Genomic DNA, 24,797 nt, shown 5'->3' with positions numbered 1-24,797 from the left:
AATGTAATAACATACCTTGAATAGCATTTCGAACAAAAAACAAACTTTAGAATGGGTGGTTCTCGCGTTAATGCTGGGAATTACTACTGTAATATTTCTTTTAGGGAATCAATGTGGTCTCGGCTACACCTTCGATTCCTTTCTATATTTAGAGATTTCTGAGCAAATTGGTTCTAAAGGTTTTTGGAATAATGATGGATTCAATTTTAGGCCGCCCGCCTATCCTCTACTGATAAAAATACTGGATGAAGAGAACATTATTTTGGCCAACTTGTTTTGTCTTTGGGCTTCTCTGATCCTGATCTTTCGGTTTAGTAAAGAAATATCAACCTGGAAACTGAGAATTTTTTATTGCATTCTGATCACTTTAGCGACTCCTGTATACCTTACTCATTCTTTCCTTTGGACAGAACCGCTTTTCACTACTGTTTTACTTACAGCATTCTTTGCCCTTCATAAGTTCATAAAAAACAATCAGTCTATTTGGCTGACTGTTTCTTTGATTGCTTTTCTGCTGCTTCCTACTATTCGTCTTGCCGGGACATTCATTTCCATACCCGTTTTTCTTTGGTTGTTTTTATTCCTCAGAGCTAAAGAAAAGTGGAAAGCAGCAGCTTCTCTTATACTTTTAATTGGTATATTTTTTCTTTGGGTGTTTCATTTTAACGCTATTCTCAGCCAAGGAAGTTCGTTGCTTTCCTTCAGTGATTTTTTAAATCAAATAGGGCATAACCTAGCTAACTTCCTTGATGGAATCAGCATTTGGTTTATTCCTCACCTTGCACCTCCATTCCTTCGCATAGTAATTGGAATATTGATAGTAGTCATATTGGGGTTTGGCGCCATTTGGTCATTACGAAAAGACTCCCTCAGTATTTATGGCATCATTGCCGGCTGCCTGGTTCTATACTATTTCGCCTTACATCCGTATTTTCATGTTACTTTCTACACTGTCGAAAGATACTTGGCCCCCATGTACGCTTTACTATTCTTGACATTTTTTAAATGGATTAATCACTTCTATGAGAAAAGTAACAAATCAACAAAAAAGATGCTTCTTATAGCACTAACCCTACAATGCATATATAGTGGCTTGAGAGTCTCCAACAATATTTTACTTTGGAGCAAAACACGCTGTTCGGAAAATTACACAGAAGTCTCAAAATCAGCTAAGACTGATTTTGAGAAGAGATATAGTGAGATTAAAGAAGAGACCCTAAACTATTAATTCAACAACTCTTCTTGGCCTTCACCGACTTCCAGATTATGCCAAACCTGCTGAACATCATCATTATCCTCTAGGGTATCAATAAGCTTCATTACTTTTTGAAACTCTTCATCGTTTACCGTTTTGGTATTGTTTGGAATACGCTGGAGTTCGGCATTTTCGGTTTCAAGATTGAGCTCTTCGAATTTTTTATTGAGGTTACCGAAGTTTTCCAAAGCGCACAAGACCGTCAAGTAATCTTCTTCTATAGTAAGTTCATCAGCACCACCGTCAATGAGCTCTAACTCCAATTCTTCAATATCCATTTCCTCCCTTACAGGCAATGTGAATACTCCTTTTCTATCAAATATAAATTCGAGTGAACCATTCGTACCCAAGCTACCATCATTCTTTGTAAAAGCAGCTCGTACTTCTTGCACCGTTCTGTTTTGATTATCAGTCAAACACTCTACAAAAACAGCAACACCAAATGGCCCATAGCCTTCAAAGGTTTGTTCAATATAGGAATTGGCCTCTCCACCGATCCCCTTTTTGATAGCTCGTTCGATATTGTCCTTGGGCATGTTTACCCCTTTGGCATTTTGAATAGCCATACGCAAGCGAGGATTGCCCTCAGGGTCACTTCCTCCGCCTTCCTTGACTGCAACAGTGATTTCTTTACTCATTCGAGAAAATATTTTTCCTCGCTTTGCGTCGGCTGCGCCCTTTTTACGCTTAATCGTTGACCATTTACTATGTCCAGACATGGAGAATTAGTTCAAAGTTGAAAGCTAAAAGTATTTAGTTCCAGATTGGAAATTCAAAATTAAGAATTCGTAGAAAAGTATCAAGTACGTTTGTATCTGAGATTCAGAATTATTCCAACTATTACTAAAGCCATTCCCATATAACTCAACCATTCGTAGGTCTCTCCAAAGATGATAAAGCCAAAAGCCAGCGAATAAATGATGCCCATGTAATTAATTATCGAAACCTTGGAGAGTTCCTCCGCTTGATAAGATCTGGTCATGAAGTATTGTGCAATCTGAGTAAATAACCCGACTAACAATAGATATATCCAGTCCCAGCCCACTGGGTTGACCCAATTGAATAGAGATATTATCCCTGCCAAAGGAAGTGATACTAACGGGAAGTAAAAAATGATGACCAACGGGTGTTCAGAAGTTTTGAGAATACGTATGCAGTTGTACGCCAAGCCAGTAAAAACCGCCCCACCAATACCAATTACCAGATGTATCAGAGAAATTCTGGCGTCAAATCCCTGAATTACTAAAATTCCTAAAAAGGAAAGAAAGAAGAACAGATACTGTTTTGCACTCACCTTTTCTTTCACAATAAACACACCAAGAATCGCTGTAAAAATGGGCGCCGTGTATTGCATACTAGCCGCCGCTGCCAATGGAATCTGCTGAAGGATATAGAAATAGGAAGCCAATGAAATAGAGCCCACTACTCCCCTCAAGATTAAAATTTTCTGATTATTTCCCCAAGGGTTGATTTTGTCTTTCATGAAGAAAAAGACACACAAAACAATAGATATCAAAGATCGGAATAAGATGATTTCTATCGGGGGTATATGCGAGATCATTTTCACACATACTTTCATCAAAGAAAAAGTGAAGGTAGAGATGATCATAAACTGCACCCCCTTCGATAAATTCATAGCCGCGTTATTTTAACCTAAGATTCGCCCGTCTTGAATAACAATCTTTCGATCGGTCATTTCCGCCAAATCTTGATTGTGTGTAACGATGATAAAGGTTTGATTGAGTTCCTTCTGTAATTGGAAGAATAAGTGATGTAATTCCTCTGCATTTACTGAATCAAGATTTCCACTTGGTTCGTCAGCAAATATTAAAGATGGTTTGTTGATCAAGGTACGAGCTACGGCTCCTCTTTGCAGCTCACCGCCAGACAACTCAGAAGGTTTATGATCACGCCGATGTTCTATATGCAGCAACTCCATCAACTGGCTAGCATAATCAGCCAATGCCTTTCCATTCTTTCCATTGATGTAAGCCGGGATGCAAATGTTTTCGAACAGTGTGAATTCGGGAAGTAGATTATGGAATTGAAACACAAAACCTATTTCCTGATTCCGGAAAGAGGCCAACGACTTGGAGTTTAGCTTGAAAACATTTTGACCATTGATCTCTACCGATCCACCATCCGGTTGGTCTAACGTCCCTAGAATTTGTAACAGTGTACTTTTGCCAGCTCCTGAAGCTCCTACCACCGAAACTACTTCGCCAGTCTCTACTCTCAGATCAATGCCTTTGAGCACTTGTAACTCCCCATAAGATTTAACAATGTTTTTCGCCTGCAGCATGAGTCATCCGTTGTGCAGCAAATATAAGAATCTAGTCATGAGAAGCAAGACTCAAATTTCAAGATTAAATGGGATAAGTGATGGAACAGTAAAGTTTGAGCATAAAAAAAGGCTGCCACTAGAGCAACCCTTTTAATCCACCTGTATTATCCCATTATCTTTAAGTCATTAAGCTGACTGTTTTTCTTCTCCAAGTACTTTGATCTCTGGAATCTCCATGAAGTTAAACTCCATGTCGAAGAAACTGCACAGATCCTCACCTGCCTCTTTCATATCTTCGTCTCCATCTTCGAAGTACCAGTTTATTATTACTTTTTTACCCATTTCATCAATCTTGGACAATTTCTTCATGAAAATGTAAAGACACTTAGAAGAACTCGTATTGAAATATTCAAATGCCAAGTTGGCTGTCATGGAAGCCGTGCCACTTTCGGCATAGCTGTCTAAGCTTTCCAGCACATAATTATAAAATGCCAGTGGGTTTTCCGGACTTGACTTGCCTCTCATATCAAAAATCCCTTTAGTGGGGTTGAAGTATATAGAGGGTGTCACACGTGACGATCTTATAAAATATCCTTTCATAGCTTTATCGTTTAGATTGAAAACTGGTCAAATAAACGGTAGCTAAAAGCCTTAACGATTAACTACAATTCAAAAGTAGATCAGATACCTCTCAGAAAAAATAGAGGTTTTGCTTAATTAGATTTTTAGGAGTATTAAACATCAAAAAAGGCCATACAGGCGTGTTTTGAATTTTATAATTGTATTATTATAAGATAGGGTTGAAAAATAACTCACCAAAATATTTACACCTAATTGCCCCAAAAGCAAAAATCCCCTAGCGGGGATTTAAGCATTTTTTTTATTACTAGGAATATTACCTAGTTCATTTAAGAATTGTTCTGAGATTTAGTCTAGTTCTATGATTTTTTCTCGAATTGCATACTTCACTAATTGTGCCGTACTCTTCAATCCAAGCTTCTGCATAATGTGATTTCGGTGCGCATCTACCGTACGAATACTGATGAATAATTTATCTGCAATCTCACGATTAGAAAGGCCAGAAGCTATTTGCCTTAATACTTCAACTTCACGTTTACTTAGGTCTTTGTTTTCATTGGCTACGCGCTCACCTTTACTCTGATTGTAAAAGCCTTTAAAAATGACCTGAGAAATCTTCTGACCAAAGTATTGCTCTCCTTGCATCACTTTTCGAATGGCTTCTGCCAAAATATCCTTTTTTGTGTCTTTGGCCAGATATCCCGCTACACCCGCTTTGATCGCTTCTGAAATATGATCTTGAGTCACTTCCATAGACAGGATAATTATCTTTACCCCTTCATGATCGGCTCCAATTTTTTTTGCCGTCTCAATCCCATTCATCCCTGGCATATTGATATCCAGCAATACGACATCTGGTGCCTGTTCGGATATTTTTTGGAGTGCTTCGTCTCCACTCTCGGCTTCTCCAATGATAGTGAAGTCATCGTAAATGGAAAGCATGGTAATTACGCCTTCTCTTACTAAGGAGTGATCATCGACTACGAGTATCGATATTTTTGACATGGCGGTTTAATTATTTATTGGGAACCAAGATTTTACTACCGTTCCTTTTTTCGGAACAGAAGTTATCTCAAAATGCCCGTTTTGCAAAGATGTTCTTTCTTTCATATTTTTTATACCATTCCATTTAATTTCTGTATCGAAGCCTATTCCATCGTCTTTTATTTCAAGTACTATGTTTTTGTCTACCGCTTCGATTCGAACAGAAACTTGTTCGGCCTTGGCATATTTCACTATATTATTTATTGCCTCTTGAGCAATTCTATAAATGGTATTAGACAATTCCATATCGTAATCATCTGGAATGTCAATCACATAATCTACTTCAAACTCACCCATGTTTTCAATCTCTTCCATCAGATAATGCATGGTTTTGCTCAATCCAAATTCCTCAAGGTGTCGATTGGATAAATTTCTTGATACCCTACGAACCTCTTCAATGGTAGTTGCTAGTAAATCCTCTACATCATCTTTTTTTCGAGTGAGCTCCTCCTCAGAGTCTGCTTCTAGTGAAGATAACTTAAATTTTGCAGCTACAAGCATCTGACCTATACCATCATGAATATCACGAGCCATTCTACTACGCTCGAATTGTTGAGCATTAAAAATGGATTTGCTGATTTCACGCTGCTCGGTAATATCCTGAACCACGCCCAGCACAGATGAAATCTTGCCATCGCTGTCAACGGTGATATTTCCCGTATTCCTTACAATCTTTGTCAAATCCTCACCCAGGACAATGCGGTGCTCAATATCGAAGAAATTTTTTCTACCTGCCAGCATTTCTTTAAAATAGGGCTTATCCTGCTCATGCATTGTTTCCCGGATCAGCCTAAAAACAGATAATTCTTCTTCATCTGTGAGTTCAAAAATACGTCGAAACTCTGCCGAAACCACAAATGAATTACCTTTAGCATTCCACTCATAGCTACCCACGTGGGCTACAGACTCCGCATTTTCTAGAATAGATTGATTCTTCCGAAGCTGTTCTTCATATACCTTTTTCTCGGTAATATCCAGTAAAGTCCCTGATGCTCGAAGGGGTTCTCCTTTCAGAGACCTACGGATAATTTTTCCTCTTGCCAGCACCCATTTTACTGCTCCTGTTTTATTTCTGACATAAAATTCTTGATCAAAAAATGGAGCGTTTCCAGCAATGTGTTCATTCATGGCATCGATTACATACTGCTGCTCGTCTGTATCATACTTTTGAAAATACTTGAAATCCTGAATGGCATCCTCGGCATCGAATCCTAATATCTCGAGACTTTTATTATTATAAACAATGGCATTAGACATAAAATCCAGATCCCAAATTCCCAGGTCCGTTCCTTCAAGTGCTAACTCTAGTCGCTCCTTATTCAAGATCAGTTCGTGCTCTGCAGATTTTTTCTCACGAGTTACTTTCTGCTCGTTGAGCGCTCGCTCTACTACGATAGGCAATCGTGACAAACTATCTTTAGAAACCAAATCTGTAACACCAAGCTTCAGGGCTTCCACGGCATTCTCTTCTCCAATAATTCCTGAAACTATTATAAATGGCAAATTGATTTCTTTCACCAGCTCAAAGGCATCAATAGCGCTGCATGATGGTAGGTTGTAATCAGAAAGAACTACATGTGGTAAAAAATCAAACAGCTTGAATTTGAAGTCTTTGAGATTGTCCACTCGATGGTATTCAAATTGAAAACCTGCACGTTTGAGCTCATGAAGTGCTAATTCGGCATCTTCAACTACATCCTCGAGTATGAGTATATTTAGTTTGGTATCTTTCAATTTGTCGATTAGCTAGAAGGTGTAGTATTTGTAATAAGCCAATAAAAACCAACCTCAGCTATAGCCTTAGCAAAGTTTTCAAACTCTACAGGTTTTACAATATAGCTATTCACTCCCAGGTCATACGTTTTCATAACGTCCTGTTCTTCTTTCGACGAGGTCAATACCACAACAGGAATTTTTTTAGTGACTTCATTCTTTCTGATTTCTGCCAGCACCTCTGTTCCATCTACCTTTGGCAGTTTTAAGTCTAAAAAAATCACTCGAGGGAGGTCATGAATATTCCTATCAGCATATTTATTTCTTGCTAACAAATAGTCCAATGCTTCAACTCCATCTTTTAACCAGACCAATTTATTGGCCAGATGATGTTTTTTTAGTGAACGTATCGTAATCTCTGCATCGTTCGGGTTGTCCTCTACTAAAACAATATCCGCTTCAGTTTGTTCAGGCATTCAGTTTCTTTTTATAAGATCATGAATATAATCAACCCACTTTTAAACTACAATTTTTGGTTTCTATTTGGGCAGGCCGAAATAAAATGTAGTTCCTTTTCCCTCTTCGCTTTCTGCCCAAACTTTGCCATTGTGTTTCATCATCACCTTTTGAACGATGGCCAAACCAACACCAGTCCCTTTAAACTCCTCTTCGGTATGCAAGCGTTGAAATACACCAAACACCTTGTCATAATAGGCCATGTTGAAACCAACCCCATTGTCTTTCACAAAGAACTCATAAAACTCGTCACGCTCAACTACTCCAATTTCAATTTTGGGTTGGGGTTCGTTGCCACTAAACTTCACCGCGTTTCCTATCAAATTAGAAAACACTTGCTTCATCAATGTAGGCTCTCCCTTGGCTTGCGGCAATGGACTAATCGTGAAAATTGAATTATCCAATGCCTGCTCTTCTATGATTCCACTCACTAGTTCATCAAAGTTGATGGGTTTAAATTCTGTTACTTTCCTTGAAATCCTGGAGAACGCAAGAAGGTCATCGATCAGCATAGCCATTTTGCCGCTATTCTTTATGATCACATTCAGGAGCCTTTTGCTTTCATCACTAAATTCATCTTCATGATCTTCTAGAATTATCTTAGAAAATCCATCAATCGCCCGCAATGGAGCTCGCAAATCATGTGAAACTGAATAACTAAAAGCCTCCAATTCCTTGTTGGCTACTTCCATTTTTTCCACCTGAACTTCAAGTTGTTGATTTAGATTTTGAATCTTTTGTTGATTTAGTTTTCTGTTTGTGACATCATCTACAATCATCACTGTGAATCTGACCTTGTCCTCTTCGTCTCGAACCGTAGACACTGTCTTATGCACGAATATCTCACGACCATTTTTAGTAGTATTTTTCTTTTCTATTGAATAATGATCAATTTCACCTAAAACAATTTGCTCATATTGTTTGATGTCTCTATCCATTTCATCCAAATCGTCCGTTCCTGAAATGGAATAAAAAGTTTCCCCAAGTAACTCTGCCTCAGAATATTCAAGCAAATCTTGCAGTGCTTTATTAGCCATGAGTACCATTCCCTTTTTATCGCAGACACAAATACCCACATTGGCATAGTCATAAATGGTTTTGAATCTCTTTTCGCTGAGATGCAGCTCCAAGTCGGTCTTTTTCTGATGCTCACTCCAGACTTTCATGTCCAACAAATGGCTAATATTAATAGCCATGAGTTCCATGATTTCAATGTCGTATTCTTCAAACCCGCTCCTTTTTGATTCATCTGCAGAAAACAGTAACACACCATACATTGCGTTGTTTACTGTCAATGGAGAGGCAATGAAATATTTCGGGACAAGTCCGCTTATACCTTTTCGATTCAGGTTGGTCATGTTTGCGGCTCTGTATAGCGTACGTCTTTCCAAATCTGTCTCCATGATTACACTTTTATTAAGTGAGATCAACTCTTGTGTATAATCTTCAGACTTTTCCGAATCGTTAGAATTTGTGATAATTGGTACCCCATTCTGAATTTCCACGATGAATCCCGTTTTAATTCCCAATAATTCCGCCCCTGAATTGAGATAATCAGAGAGCACCTCATCTAGGTTGGAGTCGTGTCTCAAATTGAGTCGATGCAATTCTCTTAGACCACGACTAAACTGCTCAATTTTCTTCTCCTTTTCATCATAACTGTTTTTAAGCAATACAACCAAAACCAAGGTAATAGAAGTGAGGAGTACAAAGTCCAGTTGAGGCTTTCCGTTAATCCCCCAAATGGGTAAATGCTTTAGATAAATATCAGCTAATACCAATAACGATTGAATGACAATAAAAATAGGGATAAGCCTGATGCGCCATTTTTTAGATGCTATAATGACTAAAATCAGAGTCACACAAAAAAATGCTAACCCGCTTCCATTGAACCCTCCTGTTTTAAACCAAAGAAAAATGGCAAATAGAAATATACAAACTGCCCACGGCACTACAACAAGCTCAATTCGTTGAGATTGGCTACTAATCCGCCAGATTGCATAAGTAAATAACCAACCGATGGTAAACCCTATTGCTGTCTTAAACTCATGAAGATAAAGCCGATAACTCACAGCATAGATCAACATGATCATGATAAACACGAGTGCTGATCTGAATATTTTATGTTCGAGGGAGCCTTCTTTCAATGAATTAGTCTTTAGATTTTATCTTGGTGATTTTCAATCCACAATGGACGAGAATCTGTTTTTCACAAAACACAATGCTAATATTAAAAGAAAGATAGTAAATCAACGCCTCAAAAGAATTCTCTTACTTGAAAATGCCATGGTATTGCTGTAGCTTCGCGCCAAAGGCATCCCTAAGGGACACAAAAACATTAAGGATATGAACATTCACGAATATCAAGCGAAGGAAATACTTAAAGGATATGGGGTCACAATACAAGAAGGTATTGTAGCTGAAACTCCAGAAGAAGCGAAAGCTGCAGCAAAGAAATTGAATGCAGAAACGGGTACCGAATGGTATGTGGTAAAAGCTCAGATTCATGCTGGAGGAAGAGGAAAAGGAACCGTAAATGAAACAGGTTCTCATGGTGTTGTTTTGGCGAAAAGCCTAGACGAAGTCCCAGAAAAAGCTGCCGGTATTTTGAAAGGAACTTTGGTGACACACCAGACTGGACCTGAAGGCAAAGTAGTAAACAAAGTTTTGATCGCTCAGGATGTTTATTATCCAGGAGAATCTGAACCAAGTGAATATTATCTAGGCATTTTGCTTGACAGAGCCAAAGGATGTAATGTAATCATGGCATCTACAGAAGGTGGAATGGACATTGAAACTGTAGCTGAAGAGACTCCAGAAAAAATCATCAAGGAATGGATTGACCCAACTGTTGGCTTGCAAGCATTCCAAGCTAGAAAAGTAGCTTTCGCTCTTGGGCTTGAAGGTGATGCCTTTAAAGGCATGGTGAAATTTATCTTCTCACTATACAAAGCTTACGAAGCTACTGATTCGTCTATGTTTGAAATCAACCCAGTGTTGAAAACATCTGACAATAAAATATTAGCTGTAGATGCTAAAGTTGATATAGACGACAATGCATTGTACAGACACAAAGACATCGCAGCACTTAGAGACTACACAGAAGAAGATCCTGCAGAAGTAGAAGCTGCCAAATCTGGTTTGAACTATGTGAAGTTGGAAGGTAATGTAGGCTGTATGGTAAACGGAGCTGGATTGGCTATGGCGACTATGGACATTATCAAATTGTCTGGAGGTGAGCCTGCTAACTTCCTAGATGTAGGGGGTTCTGCCAATGCACAAACCGTAGAAGCTGGTTTCAGAATCATCATGCAAGACCCTAACGTGAAAGCTATCTTGATTAACATCTTCGGTGGTATCGTAAGATGTGACAGAGTAGCGAGTGGTGTTGTTGAAGCTTATAAGAATATTGGAGAAATCAATATTCCAATCATAGTAAGACTTCAAGGGACTAACGCTGAAGAAGGCGCTAAAATCATTGAAGAATCAGGATTGAAAGTTTACTCTGCAATCGTATTGAAAGATGCGGCGGCTAAAGTGAAGGAATTGATATAAAGGTGAAAGGGCAAAAGTTGAAAGTATAAAGTTCACAAGCCACTTTATACTTTTGGCTTTTGACTTCCAAATTGCACACGTAGTTCAACTGGACGGATCGCCGCCCGATAGATTATCGGATTTCGGCGCGGCCGGCAAGGCTCCGAGGGTTGAGGGTCGACCGGGCCAACGTTTGGTCCTTCCGTGTGTGCGAAAGAACTGCACACGTAGTTCAACTGGATAGAATATCGGATTTCGGCTCCGAGGGTTGAGGGTTCGAATCCTTCCGTGTGCACATTAAGACTGCTAGAAATGGCGGTCTTTTTTTGTTTAACCACTTGCCTTAACCCTCACGCCGTACAACAGACCGATCCTTCCATGGGCACTCTAAGTGCTCTACTAGAAATTGTAATCTGTTTTTATACAAATCAAACTGGCAGGATTTTAAATATAATTGACAAGATTCAAAATCCAACCTCTCCTATACTTGTGAAGTATATTAATCTTTAGCTATGGTTATTTCAATTCTAATTCTTTCATTTCTCATGAGCCTTTATTTAGGTGTGATGAAATATCAATTTGAACACGGTTCAGAAAAAGACCTGTACGACAACTCCCAATTCAGGTAATTCTAGATCATTAGCACCTATTATGACGTTCTATTGAACAACCTTTAGGGCACCTCCATTTTTCAATTCCCTTTTTTGATAATTATTTTTTATCTTCCATATCCAGTTTAACCTTGAATCACTCAATTAGCTAGAAATTTCTGATTTCAAGTCGTTGACGGCAACGACCCTGGGAAGAGTAATTTTCAATATGAGCAAAATTCTAAAGGTTGGCTTGTTGTTCCTAATCCAAATTGGGTGTTTAGACCAGTGCTATTCACAACAAATCCACATTGACAGCCTTAAGAAAACAATACAAACTACCACTTCTTTAGAAAGTAAAGCCAATGCATATAACCTTTTAGGTCTCAAATATTATCGGTCTGACCCAGATAGTGCTACCTATTTTATAGAACAAGCATTTGTGATTAGTCAGGAGATTAAACATGTTTCTGGTCAGGCAGAATACTTTCGGGTCGACGGCCTCATCAAGCACAATACCGGCCTGTATACCGAGTCACTCAGACAATTTGAGGTCTCATTGGAAATGTTTCGAGCCATTTCAGATTCCAGCAAGGTGGGCATGGTATATAAAAATATCGGATGGGTCTATTTGGAATTAGGTGATTTTCCAGAAGCCTTGACTTATTTCGCTAAAGCCAATACTATAGCTGATGTTCAACAGGACTTGTTGCTCAAAGGTCAGGTATTAAATAACCTAGGTGTTTTTATGGCTCTTATAGGAGAGTATGATAGTGCGATGGTTCATCTGCTAAAGTCTGTAGAAATAACAAAACAAAATGGAGACCCTCTCATAGGGCTCACGCATACCAATATAGGCTTGGTCAAATCCAGCTTGGGCGATTACGAATCTGCTGAATCCTATTTTTTAAAAGGATTAGAGTTAGATCTACTCAACGAACAACCATGGGGAGTCGCTAATGCGTTTGAAAATATCGGAGAATTGAAGCTAACACTAGGCCTGATGAATGAAGCTCAAGAGCATTTTCAAAAGGCACGTGATCAATTCGTCAAACTCAAGGACATCAAGGGTGTTGCTGTGAATGACAATTTTCTCGGTGTTATACTCTACAAAAAAGCTCAATATAAACTCGCACTTGAAAAGCTCGAAAATGCTTACAAACTCTATAAAGAGATTGACTATCAACGAGGCATGGCCAAAGTGCTGCGAGATATGTCCAACTGTAATATCCTCATGGGTAATTCTGAAACTGCCATTACACTCGCGAACAAATCACTCGACATCGCTATAGAAATTGGCCAAATCCCTGAAGCCGTACAAACAGCTGAAACCCTACATAAAATATATGCAGATCGAGGAGACACAAAAAACGCCTACAAACAAGCAGTAACCTACATGGCCTTCAAAGACAGCTTGTACAACCGCCAGAAACTGGAATATGTAACACAACTGGAGGCCAAACACAGACTGTCTCAAATAGAGCAAGAAAATCAACTCCTACATAAAGAAAACCAACTAAAAGCAAACGAGTTACAAGCGTCTAATCTGAAGATAGCCCGTCAAAATACCATTCAATTTGCCCTTGTTATCTGTTTAGCATTTGCCCTGCTTACTGCATTTTTCTGGTACAGATTCAACCTGAAAAAGCAAAAGACAATTAAACTACTCAGAAAACTAAATGACGAGATCACTAGCCAAAAGGAACAAATAGCAAGGCAAGCAAATGAACTAGAATTGGTGAACAGAGAAATGAAAAACATGAATGAGTCTCTGGAGGTACTAGTCAAGGAACGAACAAAAAAGATCGAATCTCAGAACAAAAAACTCAGAGATTATGCTTTTTCCAATTCACATGAAGTCAGAGCACCATTGTCCAATCTATTGGGGCTCATCAATGTATCTAAAATCCAGGGAATGTCGACCGAAGAACAAGAAGAAATCATAGAAAAAATCTACATCTCAGCACTTGATCTGGATAGTGTGATCACCAAGGTTAATAAGATCTTGGAGGAAGAGGGGTTATGATTCACCAGCAAACAAGTTGCATCACCATTGCCATTTTTTTTATGTCGTGTTCGCTAGGTTTCATTTCTTGTTTCGGGCTTGAATTATGCTTCCCTTTTGATTTCGGTTTTATTGTGAGTTTTTGTTTTTGATCCATCTTTATTGTTTTTACAACACTAAGAGAATCAACTCTTTCATGTCTACAAACTCATGGTAGACGAACCCGGAAATTATGGGAGTGAAACCGGATATGAAGTGATGAATTTTATTTGTTTAGCCAAGTCTTAAAAGTCGAAGCTCGCTCGATACTTACAATCGCCTCCTTCTTGGCTGCAGGATTTAGGTCAATTTTTATTCGTCCCTTTGTATAGGCTGTCATTTCCTCAATAGCCTGAATGTGTATGATGAACTGACGGTTGATTCTAAAAAAGTACTGAGGATCTAAGCATTCCTTCAACTTATCCAAAGTATAATCGAGCAAGTATTGCTGCCCTCCTTTATCAACTAGATAGACATGCTTTCCTTCCGCGAAAAAATAAGCCACGGTTTCGACTTCAATACTTTTCACCTTGTCTCCTTTGTATACCAAAAATCGACTTTGATAAGACTCAGATGAACCGGATTGCAGACTATTTATTAGTGACTGATAATTTATCGGTGCTTGCTGACCTGGCCTTTGCTCATAAAACTTTTCCAACGCCTGTTTGAGGTCCGTCTTATTTACAGGCTTTAGCAAATAATCAATACTGTTTACCTTAAATGCCTTAATCGCATATTGATCGTACGCAGTTGTAAATATGACTGGCACCTTTACCTGTAGCTTTTCAAAAATGCTGAAGCTCAAATCATCTCCAAGATGGATATCAAGAAAAATAAGGTCGACTGTACGTGAGGACAAAAAGTCTACGGCCTTAGCCACAGAATCTAGTGTAGCTAAAATTTCAATGTCAGGGTCAATATTTTTCAGCTGCCTACTAAGCTTTTGAGCTGCCAGCGGCTCATCTTCAACTATTACTACCTGAGTCATGCTATTCCTCTTTTATCAATGGAAGTTTTGCCACATACTCACCTTGTGTCTGTAGAAAAACGGGCTTTAGACTTGCGAGCATTTTGTAACGCGCATTTAGATTATTCAAGCCAATTCCAGTGGATTTTAAGCTTTCGGATCTAAGCTGCAAAGAATTTTTTACAACGATCATATGCTCTTCATCTGTTATGGTAATATGCAAAGGTTGTTCTTGAGTGACTCGATTATGCTTGATTGCGTTTTCAACAAGCAATTGTAAGGAAAGCGTAGGAATCAAATATTTTAGTTTATGCTCCTCCACTTCTATTGAAGATTGTAGGCTTTTACCAAACCTGATCTTTTGAAGTGACAAAAAAGAACGGACAAATGTCAATTCATCCTCTAGCAAATGCAGGTTTTTATCTTGATGTTCCAACAGAAAGCGATAAATTTTCGCAAACTCATCTATAAACTCTTCCGCTCTATTCGGGTCTTCATGAATCAATGCAGAAACGGTATTTAAACTGTTGAATAGGAAATGAGGATTGATCTGATTTTTTAATGCTTCGTAGTGAGCCGTCATATTTTCCTTCTCCAACTGTTCATTTCTTATCAAAGAGCTTTTCCACAGATTGAAAAAATAGTACCCTTCATATATCCCCACCATGATCATATCCATCACAATTGCCATGACCAAATTAGTAATGTTATGTTCTCTCAATGTAGCATGATCATAGTCCATACCTACATAAAAAGTAAAAATCGAAAGCGGTATCATCACCACCACTGCCACCACTGGGGTAATTAACAAATCGGCAGCAAATCGCACATAAGCATTTTTATTCCAGGGAAAAACTTTGTTGATCCATGACAAAACTAAGAGCACGACGCTCGCAACGATAACGACCAAAACATAACCTTGGATGGCGTTAAGAAAGAAATTTCCACAAATGTTGATTATGTCTCCTTCAAAATCATTTTGCACGAATCGCAGCGTGGACATGAATGCAGAGGCCAGTATGCCTGCAAATCCAAAGTATAGTATGATTCTAAAATTGAATTTCATCAACTGTAAAGATGTTTGATTTTAGAATATATCAGTAATAAAAGGGAGTGAACCTGAATATAATAGGAATGAATCTGCGCTATAGCAGACCAGAAGAATACAATTCTCAGGCTTTTAGTTTTCGTCTAAAAAGAGGCTCTCATTTCAACTGAATCGCAATAAAATTCACCTGATAAATATTGAAGCTCACCAGTTTTCGCTTTCCCCACCTGAGAAAGCCCGTTATTCTTGCCATGTAATTAATTGTTCACAACTAAACGATACTTCTATGAAAGCTAGTTTAAAATTATTAGTGGTCGTGGCATTCACGACAGTTGCAAATGTAGCTTTGGCCAATGTGGACAAAGCCGAAAAAGAAAAGAGTGCTCAAATCAAAGCACAGATTTTTTCATCCAAAAATGATATGATCTATGTACAGCTGGAAAAAGCTGGTAAAGGAAAAGCTTATATAGAAATCTCTGACCTACAGGGCAATGTACTGCACTTCGAGTCTGTAAAAGACGAGACTAAGATTTTAAAGAGGTTCGATATTTCTAAGCTTCCTGCTGGAGCCTACTACTATAAAGTTTCCAGTGATTATTATACACTAAAAAAGAAAATTGAAAAGGAATAGGTTTTAGCAAGGAGCGAGTTATCAATACAAAAAACCCGTCCATTGGACGGGTTTTTTGTTAATAATATCTTATTTCTACTCGTCTGTTTTTTGCATCTGCCTCCTCGGAGTTGGTTTTGTCAATAAGCTTCGTTTCTCCATATCCCACCACCTTAGCTTTTTTGGCATCAAAGCCATGCTCAAACATATAGTCGGCTACTACTTTCGCTCTTCGCTCTGACAGCTTCTGATTATAAGCCATAGGACCTTTTGGGTCTGTATGTCCGCTGATTTCCACCCTATATCGTCCAGTTTTTAGCAAGTCTTTATAAAGCTCATCCAAAACTTCTTTTACAGAAGAACTTAACTCAGTACTATTAAATTCAAGATAGACGGTAACAGTACCAGGACCTGGAGGTGCATGTGCAATTCTAACCTTCTCATAGTGATTTTTTAAACTGTCAGACCAGCTGGATATTTCATCCTTAGCTATGGATTTTATGTATGGCTTTTCTTCAAAATCATTCTTCATTTCGACATGAATGAGCTGAGGACCGGCTGCAGCTGATGCCACAGCACCTTCACTTGGGATTTCCAGGTCGAAACCTAAGTTGTCTTCTTCCCTAAAAAATACATCCAGAAAATACTCACCCTGAGACAATTGTCTGTCACCATCAACCACCGTAATTTTCATATTCTTATTTACTGGAGCGTATATTTCATATTTACCATTTTTATCCGTGTAAGTACGGAAATACAATGAGTCATAGGCAATTTCAACCGCTGCGTTTGGTACAGGCTCTTTAGTCTTTTCGTCCGTGATGGTTCCCCCAATTAGAATTTCATTGAACAACAAAATCCTATACAAATCCAATGAGCCATAGCCTCCGTTTCTTGTCGAGCTTATAAAACCAACCTTTCCATAGGTGGAGAAATAGATGTCCTCCGCTACCGTATTGATTGGATAGTCCAAGTTGATTGGCTTATTCCATTTCTTTTTTGTTTTGTCATAGGTCGTTTTGAACACATCGTAGCCTCCCAAAGATCCATGCCCTCTCGAACTGAAGTACAAAGTACTATCATCTGCTAAGAATGGTGAGTCTTCATCAAAATCAGTATTCAATTCTGCAATTGGTTCAGGCTCGCTCCAAGTACCGTCTTCCAATTTGTAGGCCGTAAACAAATCCAGATTATGTCCATAGGTATGAAAATCTGAAGCGAAGATGATACTGCTCTCATCATCTGTGATGTGACAATGAGTGTCTGTAGCTACTTCGTCAGCATGTAGCTCGAGCGGTCCATCTTCTTCCCATACGTTGCCGACCCTATGAGATTTAAATAATTGCCCGTCATGAAAAGTAATCAGCTTCGTATGATTTCTATAAACCTGCACAGTTGCATCATGTCTTTGTTCATGATTGGTGTGAAATTCGAAAGGATCCGCCACATGCCATTTATTCAAACTATCAATTCTGGTGTCATGAATAGCTTCGAAGGCCAGCCCATCATGTGCAGTATACTCACTAGAGTCATTTCGACTAGTAAAAAGTAATTCACTAAACCCATCATACATAACGGGTGCATACTCTCTGAATTTTGTGTTTACCTCTGGACCAAAATTCTGCACCACATAACCCTGTGCGTCATGATAGTGATGCATCACATTCTCTATCCTATCGTGCATTTCTTTTACATGGTAGGTAGCCGTATCAGTGACAAACGACAGCTCAACAAACGCTTCTTCAAATTCCTCTAAATAATAATGCGAGATAGCTAATAAATAATCGAGGTCTTGGGTTCTGTCTTTAGCCAGCAACAGCACATCTTTAGCCGCGTGTGGCTCGTGCAACTCCAAATGCACTTGCGCCTGATAAGCAATCAGGTCATGATCCCTGTAGCCCGAATCCAATAACATTTGAAACTGTTCCTCGGCTTTGACATAATTTCCATTTTTAAAAAGCCGAACACCTTTTTTATACGCCTTGTGACCGGACGCCGGATCTTCAGGATTTTGGGCACTAATGCCCAATGTAGATGTCAAAAAAAATAAGAGAAGTAATAGCTGAGCGAGCTGTTTCATTGCAGTAATGAGGGATAGATGTATCGATTAATCGGCTAATTTAACTTCATTCAGCGAATCCTAAAACTCTTACGCATTAAATCGACTTAAAAAATTGTTTTATTTTAAGAATTAATTGTACCAAATAATTTTTTCATCATTAAATACTCAACATTTAAATTTGGTAGAATACCCGACCGAACATTTTCTTTTTAAAGAAAATCACATTCAAATAAAGTCCATTACAAGCTATTCACGCATTTTTCTGCCATTTGTCAGGTTTAGTCATTCTCAATTGCAGCCAATAAAAAACTGGACTAATTGGGTCATTTAATTCAACTATTAGAATTTAAAATTCACCTTCAAAAAATTAAAGCTCACCGATTTCAGCTTTTGAGAATGCAGATTGACCTCTATCCTTGCCATGTAATAATTGTTCACAACGAAATATATACACTTATGAAAGCTTTAAAATTAACAGTAATCGCAATCTTCGCTCTTACTACTGCAGCTTTGGCTCACGTGGACAAAGCAGGAAAAGAAGAAAGAACAGAAGTAAAAGTCAACATCTTCTCTCATACCAATGACATGGTATACCTACAGTTAGAAAATCCTGCTGACAGCAAAGTGCAAATCGCTATCATAGACCAAAAAGGAGAAACCCTTCACAGCGAAACCGTAAAAAAAGATTTGACCATCTTGAAAAGATTTGATGTATCGGCGCTTCCTTCTGGAATGTATTCCTACAAAGTATCCAACGAAGATTACACCATTATAAGAAAAATCGAGAAGAAGTAACACTTCAAATTGATCCGCTGGTTTGGTCAGCATAACCGGCTAAAAAAAATTAATCGTTAAGTAGTTTTGTTTTTGTATCATGCTGAGGATCCTGGTCTGGCCACCAGGATCCTTTTTTTATTACCTTTCATGGATCAACTATTATTGGCAAACAAAGCATTGAAAATTCCTGGTACATATTCAAATAGCAAATTCAACTATTGGCGCTGGCTCAGTATTCTTATTATGGGTATTGGCACTCAGTTTTTTGTAGATTTTATCTACAGTCTATTTTACGAAGAATATGGATTGCGCTTTGAATGGCAAGAGTATCTAATTGCTATTGTCATCGCCTTCATTATACTAGAAGGTGTCCGCTGGGTCAATAGAGGGCTCGAAAGGTATATGCCTTGGGTAGAAAATATCTCAAACAGATTTTTTGCCCAACTCGTTACCAACAGTTTGTTTGTGGTTTTGGCCGTAACTGGCTTGAAATTTCTATTTGATCATCTCCTGGGCAAGCCAATCGTACGCCCCATGTTTGATGATGTGGTGGTGATTACGACTACTTTTTCCATTACCGTAATCGTGGTGGCTATTGAAATGGGCCTCTATTTTTTGAATAGATGGAGACGATCTATGGTTGAGCTCGAAAGATTCAAAAAATCCAGCTTGGAATTCCGTCATGAAATGCTCAAAACACAAGTAAATCCGCATTTCTTATTCAATAGTCTCAACACACTATCCTCCTTAGTCTACTCTGATCAAGAAACCGCGTACCATTTTATAAGACAACTGGCTAGTGTTTATAGGAATGTGCTTGAACATAGAAATAAGGGCCTGGTAACTTTAGAAGAAGAGCTCAAGGCCACATCTTCTTATATTGACCTCATGCGATTACGCTTTGGAGACAAGCTCAACCTCCAATTCAATATATCTGAAGACAAAAACTTGCACCAATTGCCGCCTCTGATGTTGCAGTTGTTGATAGAAAATGCGATCAAACATAATGTAGTATCTGAAAAATACCCATTATCCTTATGGATCTCCTTGGAGGATGATCAAGTAGTCATTAAAAATTCACTTAGGCTAAAATCCTCGAAAGGTTATTCATCTAAAATTGGATTGGATAATATTTGCAGTCACTATGATATCGTGACTGACAAGAAGGTGGTTATTGAACAAACGGAAGAATTTTTTACAGTTAAAATTCCATTGCTGAATCCGGATTATGAAGGTGTTAATTATTGAAGATGAGAAGTTTGCTCAGGAAGAACTGAAAAGGTTTCTAGAGCGAATCGAAGACTATAAAATAGAGGTAATGGATTGCCTCGAGTCTGTAGAAGATGCTGTTGAATGGTTTGACGCCAATGATGAGCCAGACTTGGTATTTATGGATATCCAGCTTTCAGACGGTTTAAGTTTTGAAATATTCAACCAAAAGCACATTACGTGTCCGGTCATTTTCACTACGGCGTTTGAAAATTATGCGATCCAGGCCTTCAAAGTCAATAGTGTCGATTATTTATTAAAACCTATTGACGAAAAAGACCTTAAAGCAGCCATAGACAAGTACAGTGCGATTAAAAATCAGTTTTCGGCTCAAAAATCACCGGCTCTCAGTTCTGTTCAAGTAGAAAAGTTGCTCAACATGAGCATGGAGGCAGTAGAATATAAGAAGCGTTTTATCATTAAAACAGGTGATCGACTGAGGCATGTGTCTGTAGATGACATTGCCTATTTCTATTCTGAAAATGACTATACCTATCTTGTGGCCAAAGAAAACGCCAGATTCATTATTGATTACAAGTTGGACGAACTAGTGGAACTCCTAGACCCTAATGAGTTTTTCCGACTGTCAAGGAAGTTTATTACCAATATCCATTCTGTGAAAATGGTGAACAAATATTTCAATAGTAGGTTGGAGGTAATTCTGGAACCAGAACCTAAAGACCAAATATTGATCAGCAGGGTGAGAGTTCCTGAGTTTTTAAATTGGCTTGAAAGATAACATTCAAATAATCATCGCAGAATGTAAAGTGATTGTTTCGTATTAATTTTACCTCACGAAAAAAATTAACTGACATGAAATTAGTCGCACTTGCCTTCATTCTAAGTTTATCCTTCACTCAGGCCTACGCACAAGAGGAAGATAAGATATATTCTCTAGCTGATGAGCAACCGACCTACCCTGGTGGAATGTCGGCTTTTTTCAAATACATACAATCTGAGATGCAATATCCAGATGCTGCAAAAACAGCTGGTGTAGAAGGCCACGTATTTGTAGAATATGTCATTGAAAAAGACGGAAGCGTCTCAGGAGCAAAAATTCTTAAGAGTTTAAATGGGGATTGCGACAAAGAAGCGCTTCGCTTAATTTCTAATTCTGTCAAATGGACGCCCGGTAAAATAGACGGAAAAGAAGTCAGAGTGAAAATGGCTCTGCCATTGAACTTTAGATTGCCTAGATAAGTTTAACCCTTCCCTTTCAAAATATTTTTAATCTCATTCAGCTTGAGTAGTGCCTCTACTGGAGAAATGGTGTTTACATCGAGCTTATTCAAAAGTCCAAGTACCTCCTCAAAATGAGGGTCACTCTCAAACATACTTAGCTGGAAATTGTTTTTTGGTAAGGACTCAATCTTCTCGTCATGCTGCTCTTTAATTTTGTCCTTTTCTAGATGTTGGAGGATTTCGTTAGAACGAATAACCACTTCATTAGGCATGCCAGCCATTTGTGCCACATGGATACCAAAACTGTGTTGACTTCCCCCTTCTTTTAGCTTCCGCATAAAAATGACACGGTTGTCCAATTCCTTAACGGAAACATTAAAGTTCTTAACTCGGGGAAAGTCCTCTGCAATTTGATTGAGTTCATGATAGTGGGTAGCAAACATAGTTTTAGCATGACACTTAGGATGGTTATGCAGATGCTCGACAATCGACCACGCAATAGATACGCCGTCGTAGGTACTTGTACCCCGGCCAATTTCATCCATCAATACCAAACTGTTTTCACTCAGATTGTTCAATATACTGGCAGTTTCGGTCATTTCTACCATGAAAGTAGATTCGCCTTTCGACAGATTGTCCGACGCACCTACCCTTGTAAATACCTTGTCGATAATGCCAATCTTAGCATAAGTAGCAGGTACATATGAGCCCATTTGCGCCATCAATACAATCAAAGCAGTCTGACGTAGCAAAGCCGATTTACCCGCCATATTTGGCCCTGTAATAATCATAATCTGCTGTGAGATGTCATCAAGAAAAACCGAATTGGAGATGTATTCTTCCCCTGCAGGCAATTGAGTCTCAATCACCGGATGGCGACCTTCTTTGATATCAATAGCTTTTTCGTCATTCACTGATGGTCTACAATAGTTTTGCTTGACAGCCACCTTGGCAAAAGAAACCAAACAATCGATCTGTGCAATGTTGCGGGCATTGTTTTGTATTTCGGCAACATAATCCGAAGTAAAAGCCACCAGGTCATTGAAGAGTCTTAGCTCTATACTGCTTAGCTTTTCTTCAGCATTTAATATTTTCTCTTCATATGTTTTGAGCTCTTCGGTAATGTATCGCTCGGCGTTGACCAAAGTCTGCTTTCTGATCCACTCTTCCGGCACTTTGTCTTTGTGCGCATTAGAAACTTCCAAGTAATATCCGAATACCTTATTGTATGCAATCTTCAATGACGAAATTCCGGTGCGCTCTTTCTCTCTTTCTTGAATTTGAAGTAAGTAGTCTTTCCCTGAAAAGGCAATCTTTCTCAATTCATCCAGCTCAGTGTCAATGCCGTCTTGGATAATATTTCCTTGCGTAGCATTCAGAGGTAGTTCTTCTTTTAGATTGAGATCAATTTTTTCAATCAACTGCGCACATGGATTGAGCTTGTCTCCAAATTTCTTTAAATACTCATCCGAAGTGGCATCCAGTATTTGCTTGATAGGCGCAATATTTTTCAGTGCCTTTTTAAGGTGTAGTAACTCTCTAGGGTTTATTCTCAACGCAGCTACTTTTGACACTAGTCGCTCCACATCACCTATTTGCTGCAGATGAGAGAGTATTTGATCAGTAGTTTCGCTATCTCCAATCAAGGCTTCTACCACATTATGACGAGCCTCTATCTCTGCCTTTTCCTTCAATGGGAGCACCATCCATTTCTTGAGCAGACGAGCCCCCATAGGTGTACAAGTATCATCCATTACATGTAATAATGGTACACCATCGGCTTGTTGCGCATACACCAATTCAAGATTGCGAATGGTGAATTTATCTAACCATACATATTTATCTGTGTCTATTCTGGAAACAGAGGAAATGTGACTGATCTCTTTGTGCTCGGTTTCTTCGAGATAAAAAAGAATAGCCCCAGCTGCACAAATTCCTTCTTTGGAACCTTCGATACCAAAGCCTTTTAAGTTTTTGGTATTGAAATGAGCATTCAACTTTTCATAGCCAAAGTCAAAACCATAGATCCACTCTTCCAGACAAAAGGTGTTGAAATCTTCACCAAACTGTTTAGTAAACTGCTCCTTATTCTTTTTGCAATAAATAACTTCTGAAGGATTGAAACCTTGAATGACTTTGTCGATATAAGACAAGTCTCCAGCAGAAACCATAAACTCTCCAGTACTCAAATCCAAAAAGGCAATACCATGCAAATCTTTACCAAAAGCAATAGATGCCAGGTAGTTGTTTTTCTTTTGATCGAGTACATTGTCATTTAGTGTCAGACCCGGAGTCACCAATTCTGTCACTCCCCTTTTCACAATGCCTTTGACAGACTTAGGATCTTCGAGCTGATCGCAAATTGCTACTCGATTACCCGCTCTTACTAATTTAGGCAAATAAGTGTCCAACGAATGATGAGGAAAACCCGCTAGCTCAATATGTGATGCTGACCCATTCGCTCTTTTGGTCAATACAATGTCCAAAATTCTGCTGGCCTTTACAGCGTCTTCTCCGAACGTTTCATAAAAGTCTCCCACTCTAAACAACAACAAAGCATCAGGATGCTTAGCCTTGATGGCATTGTATTGTTTCATTAAGGGAGTTTCTTTCTTTGTGGTAGCCATTTTTCTTTCGGATCAAACCACGAATTTAATAAGTCGGGGAAAGTATTGACACTTCACCAAGCAGAAATTCTACGAATCATTTTTATTTGCATCCTAAAGAACAAAAGGCCACTCGTTTATGCGAAAACTAAAGAATGAAGAATTGAACCGTCACTCGATTGAAGAATATAAAGACGTGAAGAAAAATGATGTCATTCTCATACTCGACAATATCCGTAGCTTAAACAATGTAGGTTCAGCATTCAGAACTTCAGATGCCTTTAATATTAAAAAAATATATCTGTGCGGCATTACCGGTCAACCGCCACATCGCGATATTAACAAAACCGCGCTAGGCGCTACTGAAACTGTTGAGTGGGAACATATAAACAACACGTTGGATGTTATTGGAAAGTTGAAAGCGGACCAATGGGAAGTGCTGGCTGTGGAGCAAGCGGAAGGGAGTTTGATGCTCAATGAATTTCACCCAAACAAGGAAGGCAAGTATGCCTTTATTTTCGGCAATGAGGTTTTTGGTGTAGAGCAGGAAGTGGTTTCTGCGTCTGATCAATGTCTGGAAATACCACAATATGGCACCAAACATTCGCTAAACATATCTGTGACCATCGGTGTTGTGCTCTGGCACTACATTTCCAAAATTACTAGCTAAAGAAATCTATTAAAGACTGACAAAGCGTACTATCTTTGTTTTAAGTA

General features: G+C 38.7%; 21 protein-coding genes and 1 tRNA gene. 10 read left to right on the top strand and 12 right to left on the bottom strand.

Going from position 1 to position 24,797, the window contains the following annotated elements; all coding sequences use genetic code 11:
• The first annotated feature begins 16 nt into the window (after positions 1-16).
• A complete protein-coding gene (locus R8N23_RS03360; protein WP_318170150.1) occupies positions 17-1,228 on the top strand; it encodes a hypothetical protein in 1,212 nt (403 codons plus the stop codon).
• Here the strand turns inward: R8N23_RS03360 and R8N23_RS03355 are convergent.
• From R8N23_RS03355 to R8N23_RS03320, 8 genes are all read right to left on the bottom strand, one after another.
• Positions 1,225-1,974 (bottom strand): YebC/PmpR family DNA-binding transcriptional regulator, encoded by a 750-nt coding sequence (locus tag R8N23_RS03355; protein ID WP_318170149.1) that lies wholly within the window; start codon positions 1,972-1,974, stop codon positions 1,225-1,227. The two genes, R8N23_RS03360 and R8N23_RS03355, sit on opposite strands and share 4 nt — an antisense overlap.
• 80 nt (positions 1,975-2,054) lie before the next feature.
• Positions 2,055-2,891 (bottom strand): DMT family transporter, encoded by an 837-nt coding sequence (locus R8N23_RS03350; RefSeq protein WP_318170148.1) that lies wholly within the window; start codon positions 2,889-2,891, stop codon positions 2,055-2,057.
• Positions 2,892-2,903: 12 nt separating this feature from the next.
• Entirely contained in the window at positions 2,904-3,557 is a 654-nt protein-coding gene (locus R8N23_RS03345) for an ABC transporter ATP-binding protein (RefSeq protein ID WP_318170147.1), read from the bottom strand.
• Between the two features lie 168 nt (positions 3,558-3,725).
• Positions 3,726-4,139 carry a DUF1987 domain-containing protein gene (locus R8N23_RS03340; RefSeq protein ID WP_318170146.1) on the bottom strand — a complete coding sequence of 138 codons (414 nt, stop codon included), beginning with the start codon at positions 4,137-4,139 and terminating at the stop codon, positions 3,726-3,728.
• 327 nt (positions 4,140-4,466) lie between these two features.
• On the bottom strand, positions 4,467-5,123 hold the full coding sequence (locus tag R8N23_RS03335) for a response regulator transcription factor (RefSeq protein ID WP_318170145.1): 657 nt from the start codon (positions 5,121-5,123) through the stop codon (positions 4,467-4,469).
• 6 nt (positions 5,124-5,129) lie between these two features.
• A complete protein-coding gene (locus R8N23_RS03330; protein ID WP_318170144.1) occupies positions 5,130-6,896 on the bottom strand; it encodes a PAS domain-containing protein in 1,767 nt (588 codons plus the stop codon).
• A gap of 8 nt (positions 6,897-6,904) precedes the next feature.
• Entirely contained in the window at positions 6,905-7,351 is a 447-nt protein-coding gene (locus tag R8N23_RS03325; protein ID WP_318170143.1) for a response regulator, read from the bottom strand.
• Between the two features lie 63 nt (positions 7,352-7,414).
• On the bottom strand, positions 7,415-9,538 hold the full coding sequence (locus R8N23_RS03320; protein WP_318170142.1) for an ATP-binding protein: 2,124 nt from the start codon (positions 9,536-9,538) through the stop codon (positions 7,415-7,417).
• A 199-nt stretch (positions 9,539-9,737) separates the two neighbouring features.
• Here R8N23_RS03320 and sucC point away from each other — a divergent pair, with 199 nt between their 5' ends.
• The 3 genes from sucC to R8N23_RS03305 all read left to right on the top strand — a co-directional run bounded on the left by sucC (position 9,738) and on the right by R8N23_RS03305 (position 13,541).
• The gene (sucC, locus tag R8N23_RS03315; protein WP_318170141.1) at positions 9,738-10,946 is read left to right on the top strand and encodes an ADP-forming succinate--CoA ligase subunit beta; all 1,209 of its coding nucleotides are present in this window, start codon (positions 9,738-9,740) and stop codon (positions 10,944-10,946) included.
• A 200-nt stretch (positions 10,947-11,146) separates the two neighbouring features.
• Positions 11,147-11,220, top strand: a tRNA-Arg gene (locus R8N23_RS03310).
• A 524-nt stretch (positions 11,221-11,744) separates the two neighbouring features.
• Positions 11,745-13,541 carry a tetratricopeptide repeat protein gene (locus R8N23_RS03305; protein WP_318170140.1) on the top strand — a complete coding sequence of 599 codons (1,797 nt, stop codon included), beginning with the start codon at positions 11,745-11,747 and terminating at the stop codon, positions 13,539-13,541.
• 244 nt (positions 13,542-13,785) lie between these two features.
• On the opposite strand, the gene R8N23_RS03300 is transcribed toward R8N23_RS03305, so the two are convergent.
• Together R8N23_RS03300 and R8N23_RS03295 are read right to left on the bottom strand one after the other, a co-directional pair.
• Positions 13,786-14,547 carry a LytTR family DNA-binding domain-containing protein gene (locus R8N23_RS03300; RefSeq protein ID WP_318170139.1) on the bottom strand — a complete coding sequence of 254 codons (762 nt, stop codon included), beginning with the start codon at positions 14,545-14,547 and terminating at the stop codon, positions 13,786-13,788.
• 1 nt (position 14,548) lies between these two features.
• Positions 14,549-15,592 (bottom strand): sensor histidine kinase, encoded by a 1,044-nt coding sequence (locus R8N23_RS03295; RefSeq protein ID WP_318170138.1) that lies wholly within the window; start codon positions 15,590-15,592, stop codon positions 14,549-14,551.
• Positions 15,593-15,860: 268 nt separating this feature from the next.
• On the opposite strand from R8N23_RS03295, the gene R8N23_RS03290 reads away from it, so the two are divergent.
• The gene (locus R8N23_RS03290) at positions 15,861-16,205 is read left to right on the top strand and encodes a T9SS type A sorting domain-containing protein (RefSeq protein ID WP_318170137.1); all 345 of its coding nucleotides are present in this window, start codon (positions 15,861-15,863) and stop codon (positions 16,203-16,205) included.
• Positions 16,206-16,263: 58 nt separating this feature from the next.
• Here the strand turns inward: R8N23_RS03290 and R8N23_RS03285 are convergent, their stop codons facing one another.
• Positions 16,264-18,264: an OmpA family protein gene (locus R8N23_RS03285; RefSeq protein ID WP_318170136.1), complete on the bottom strand. Its 2,001-nt coding sequence runs from the start codon at positions 18,262-18,264 to the stop codon at positions 16,264-16,266.
• Positions 18,265-18,702: 438 nt separating this feature from the next.
• On the opposite strand from R8N23_RS03285, the gene R8N23_RS03280 reads away from it, so the two are divergent.
• The 4 genes from R8N23_RS03280 (at position 18,703) to R8N23_RS03265 (ending at position 21,492) form a co-directional block, all read left to right on the top strand.
• Positions 18,703-19,041, top strand: coding sequence for a T9SS type A sorting domain-containing protein (locus R8N23_RS03280; RefSeq protein ID WP_318170135.1), 339 nt, complete (start codon positions 18,703-18,705; stop codon positions 19,039-19,041).
• A 129-nt stretch (positions 19,042-19,170) separates the two neighbouring features.
• The gene (locus R8N23_RS03275) at positions 19,171-20,271 is read left to right on the top strand and encodes a histidine kinase (protein WP_318170134.1); all 1,101 of its coding nucleotides are present in this window, start codon (positions 19,171-19,173) and stop codon (positions 20,269-20,271) included.
• A complete protein-coding gene (locus tag R8N23_RS03270) occupies positions 20,252-21,031 on the top strand; it encodes a LytTR family DNA-binding domain-containing protein (protein WP_318170133.1) in 780 nt (259 codons plus the stop codon). Before R8N23_RS03275 ends, R8N23_RS03270 begins: the two co-directional genes overlap by 20 nt.
• A 74-nt stretch (positions 21,032-21,105) precedes the next feature.
• Positions 21,106-21,492: an energy transducer TonB gene (locus tag R8N23_RS03265; protein ID WP_318170132.1), complete on the top strand. Its 387-nt coding sequence runs from the start codon at positions 21,106-21,108 to the stop codon at positions 21,490-21,492.
• A 2-nt stretch (positions 21,493-21,494) separates the two neighbouring features.
• Here R8N23_RS03265 and mutS read toward each other — a convergent pair whose 3' ends face one another.
• Positions 21,495-24,101: a DNA mismatch repair protein MutS gene (gene mutS, locus R8N23_RS03260; protein WP_318170131.1), complete on the bottom strand. Its 2,607-nt coding sequence runs from the start codon at positions 24,099-24,101 to the stop codon at positions 21,495-21,497.
• Between the two features lie 118 nt (positions 24,102-24,219).
• Here mutS and R8N23_RS03255 point away from each other — a divergent pair, with 118 nt between their 5' ends.
• Complete coding sequence (locus tag R8N23_RS03255) at positions 24,220-24,750, top strand: RNA methyltransferase (protein ID WP_318170130.1); 531 nt, start codon at positions 24,220-24,222, stop codon at positions 24,748-24,750.
• Positions 24,751-24,797 lie beyond the last annotated feature (47 nt).

It is taken from the genome of Reichenbachiella sp. (genome assembly GCF_033344935.1).
Lineage (GTDB): Bacteria > Bacteroidota > Bacteroidia > Cytophagales > Cyclobacteriaceae > Reichenbachiella.
Note: the sequence above shows the minus strand (reverse complement) of the source record. Positions and strands in the feature narration are given on the sequence as shown.

What these genes read in the sequence shown, in the direction of transcription:
- R8N23_RS03355 (WP_318170149.1), bottom strand. Translation starts at nt 1,974, where the DNA reads ATGTCTGGACATAGTAAATGGTCAACGATTAAGCGTAAAAAGGGCGCA.
- R8N23_RS03350 (WP_318170148.1), bottom strand. Translation starts at nt 2,891, where the DNA reads ATGAATTTATCGAAGGGGGTGCAGTTTATGATCATCTCTACCTTCACT.
- R8N23_RS03345 (WP_318170147.1), bottom strand. Translation starts at nt 3,557, where the DNA reads ATGCTGCAGGCGAAAAACATTGTTAAATCTTATGGGGAGTTACAAGTG.
- R8N23_RS03340 (WP_318170146.1), bottom strand. Translation starts at nt 4,139, where the DNA reads ATGAAAGGATATTTTATAAGATCGTCACGTGTGACACCCTCTATATAC.
- R8N23_RS03335 (WP_318170145.1), bottom strand. Translation starts at nt 5,123, where the DNA reads ATGTCAAAAATATCGATACTCGTAGTCGATGATCACTCCTTAGTAAGA.
- R8N23_RS03325 (WP_318170143.1), bottom strand. Translation starts at nt 7,351, where the DNA reads ATGCCTGAACAAACTGAAGCGGATATTGTTTTAGTAGAGGACAACCCG.
- sucC (WP_318170141.1), top strand. Translation starts at nt 9,738, where the DNA reads ATGAACATTCACGAATATCAAGCGAAGGAAATACTTAAAGGATATGGG.
- R8N23_RS03305 (WP_318170140.1), top strand. Translation starts at nt 11,745, where the DNA reads ATGAGCAAAATTCTAAAGGTTGGCTTGTTGTTCCTAATCCAAATTGGG.
- R8N23_RS03300 (WP_318170139.1), bottom strand. Translation starts at nt 14,547, where the DNA reads ATGACTCAGGTAGTAATAGTTGAAGATGAGCCGCTGGCAGCTCAAAAG.
- R8N23_RS03295 (WP_318170138.1), bottom strand. Translation starts at nt 15,592, where the DNA reads ATGAAATTCAATTTTAGAATCATACTATACTTTGGATTTGCAGGCATA.
- R8N23_RS03290 (WP_318170137.1), top strand. Translation starts at nt 15,861, where the DNA reads ATGAAAGCTAGTTTAAAATTATTAGTGGTCGTGGCATTCACGACAGTT.
- R8N23_RS03285 (WP_318170136.1), bottom strand. Translation starts at nt 18,264, where the DNA reads ATGAAACAGCTCGCTCAGCTATTACTTCTCTTATTTTTTTTGACATCT.
- R8N23_RS03280 (WP_318170135.1), top strand. Translation starts at nt 18,703, where the DNA reads ATGAAAGCTTTAAAATTAACAGTAATCGCAATCTTCGCTCTTACTACT.
- R8N23_RS03275 (WP_318170134.1), top strand. Translation starts at nt 19,171, where the DNA reads ATGGATCAACTATTATTGGCAAACAAAGCATTGAAAATTCCTGGTACA.
- R8N23_RS03270 (WP_318170133.1), top strand. Translation starts at nt 20,252, where the DNA reads ATGAAGGTGTTAATTATTGAAGATGAGAAGTTTGCTCAGGAAGAACTG.
- R8N23_RS03265 (WP_318170132.1), top strand. Translation starts at nt 21,106, where the DNA reads ATGAAATTAGTCGCACTTGCCTTCATTCTAAGTTTATCCTTCACTCAG.
- mutS (WP_318170131.1), bottom strand. Translation starts at nt 24,101, where the DNA reads ATGGCTACCACAAAGAAAGAAACTCCCTTAATGAAACAATACAATGCC.
- R8N23_RS03255 (WP_318170130.1), top strand. Translation starts at nt 24,220, where the DNA reads ATGCGAAAACTAAAGAATGAAGAATTGAACCGTCACTCGATTGAAGAA.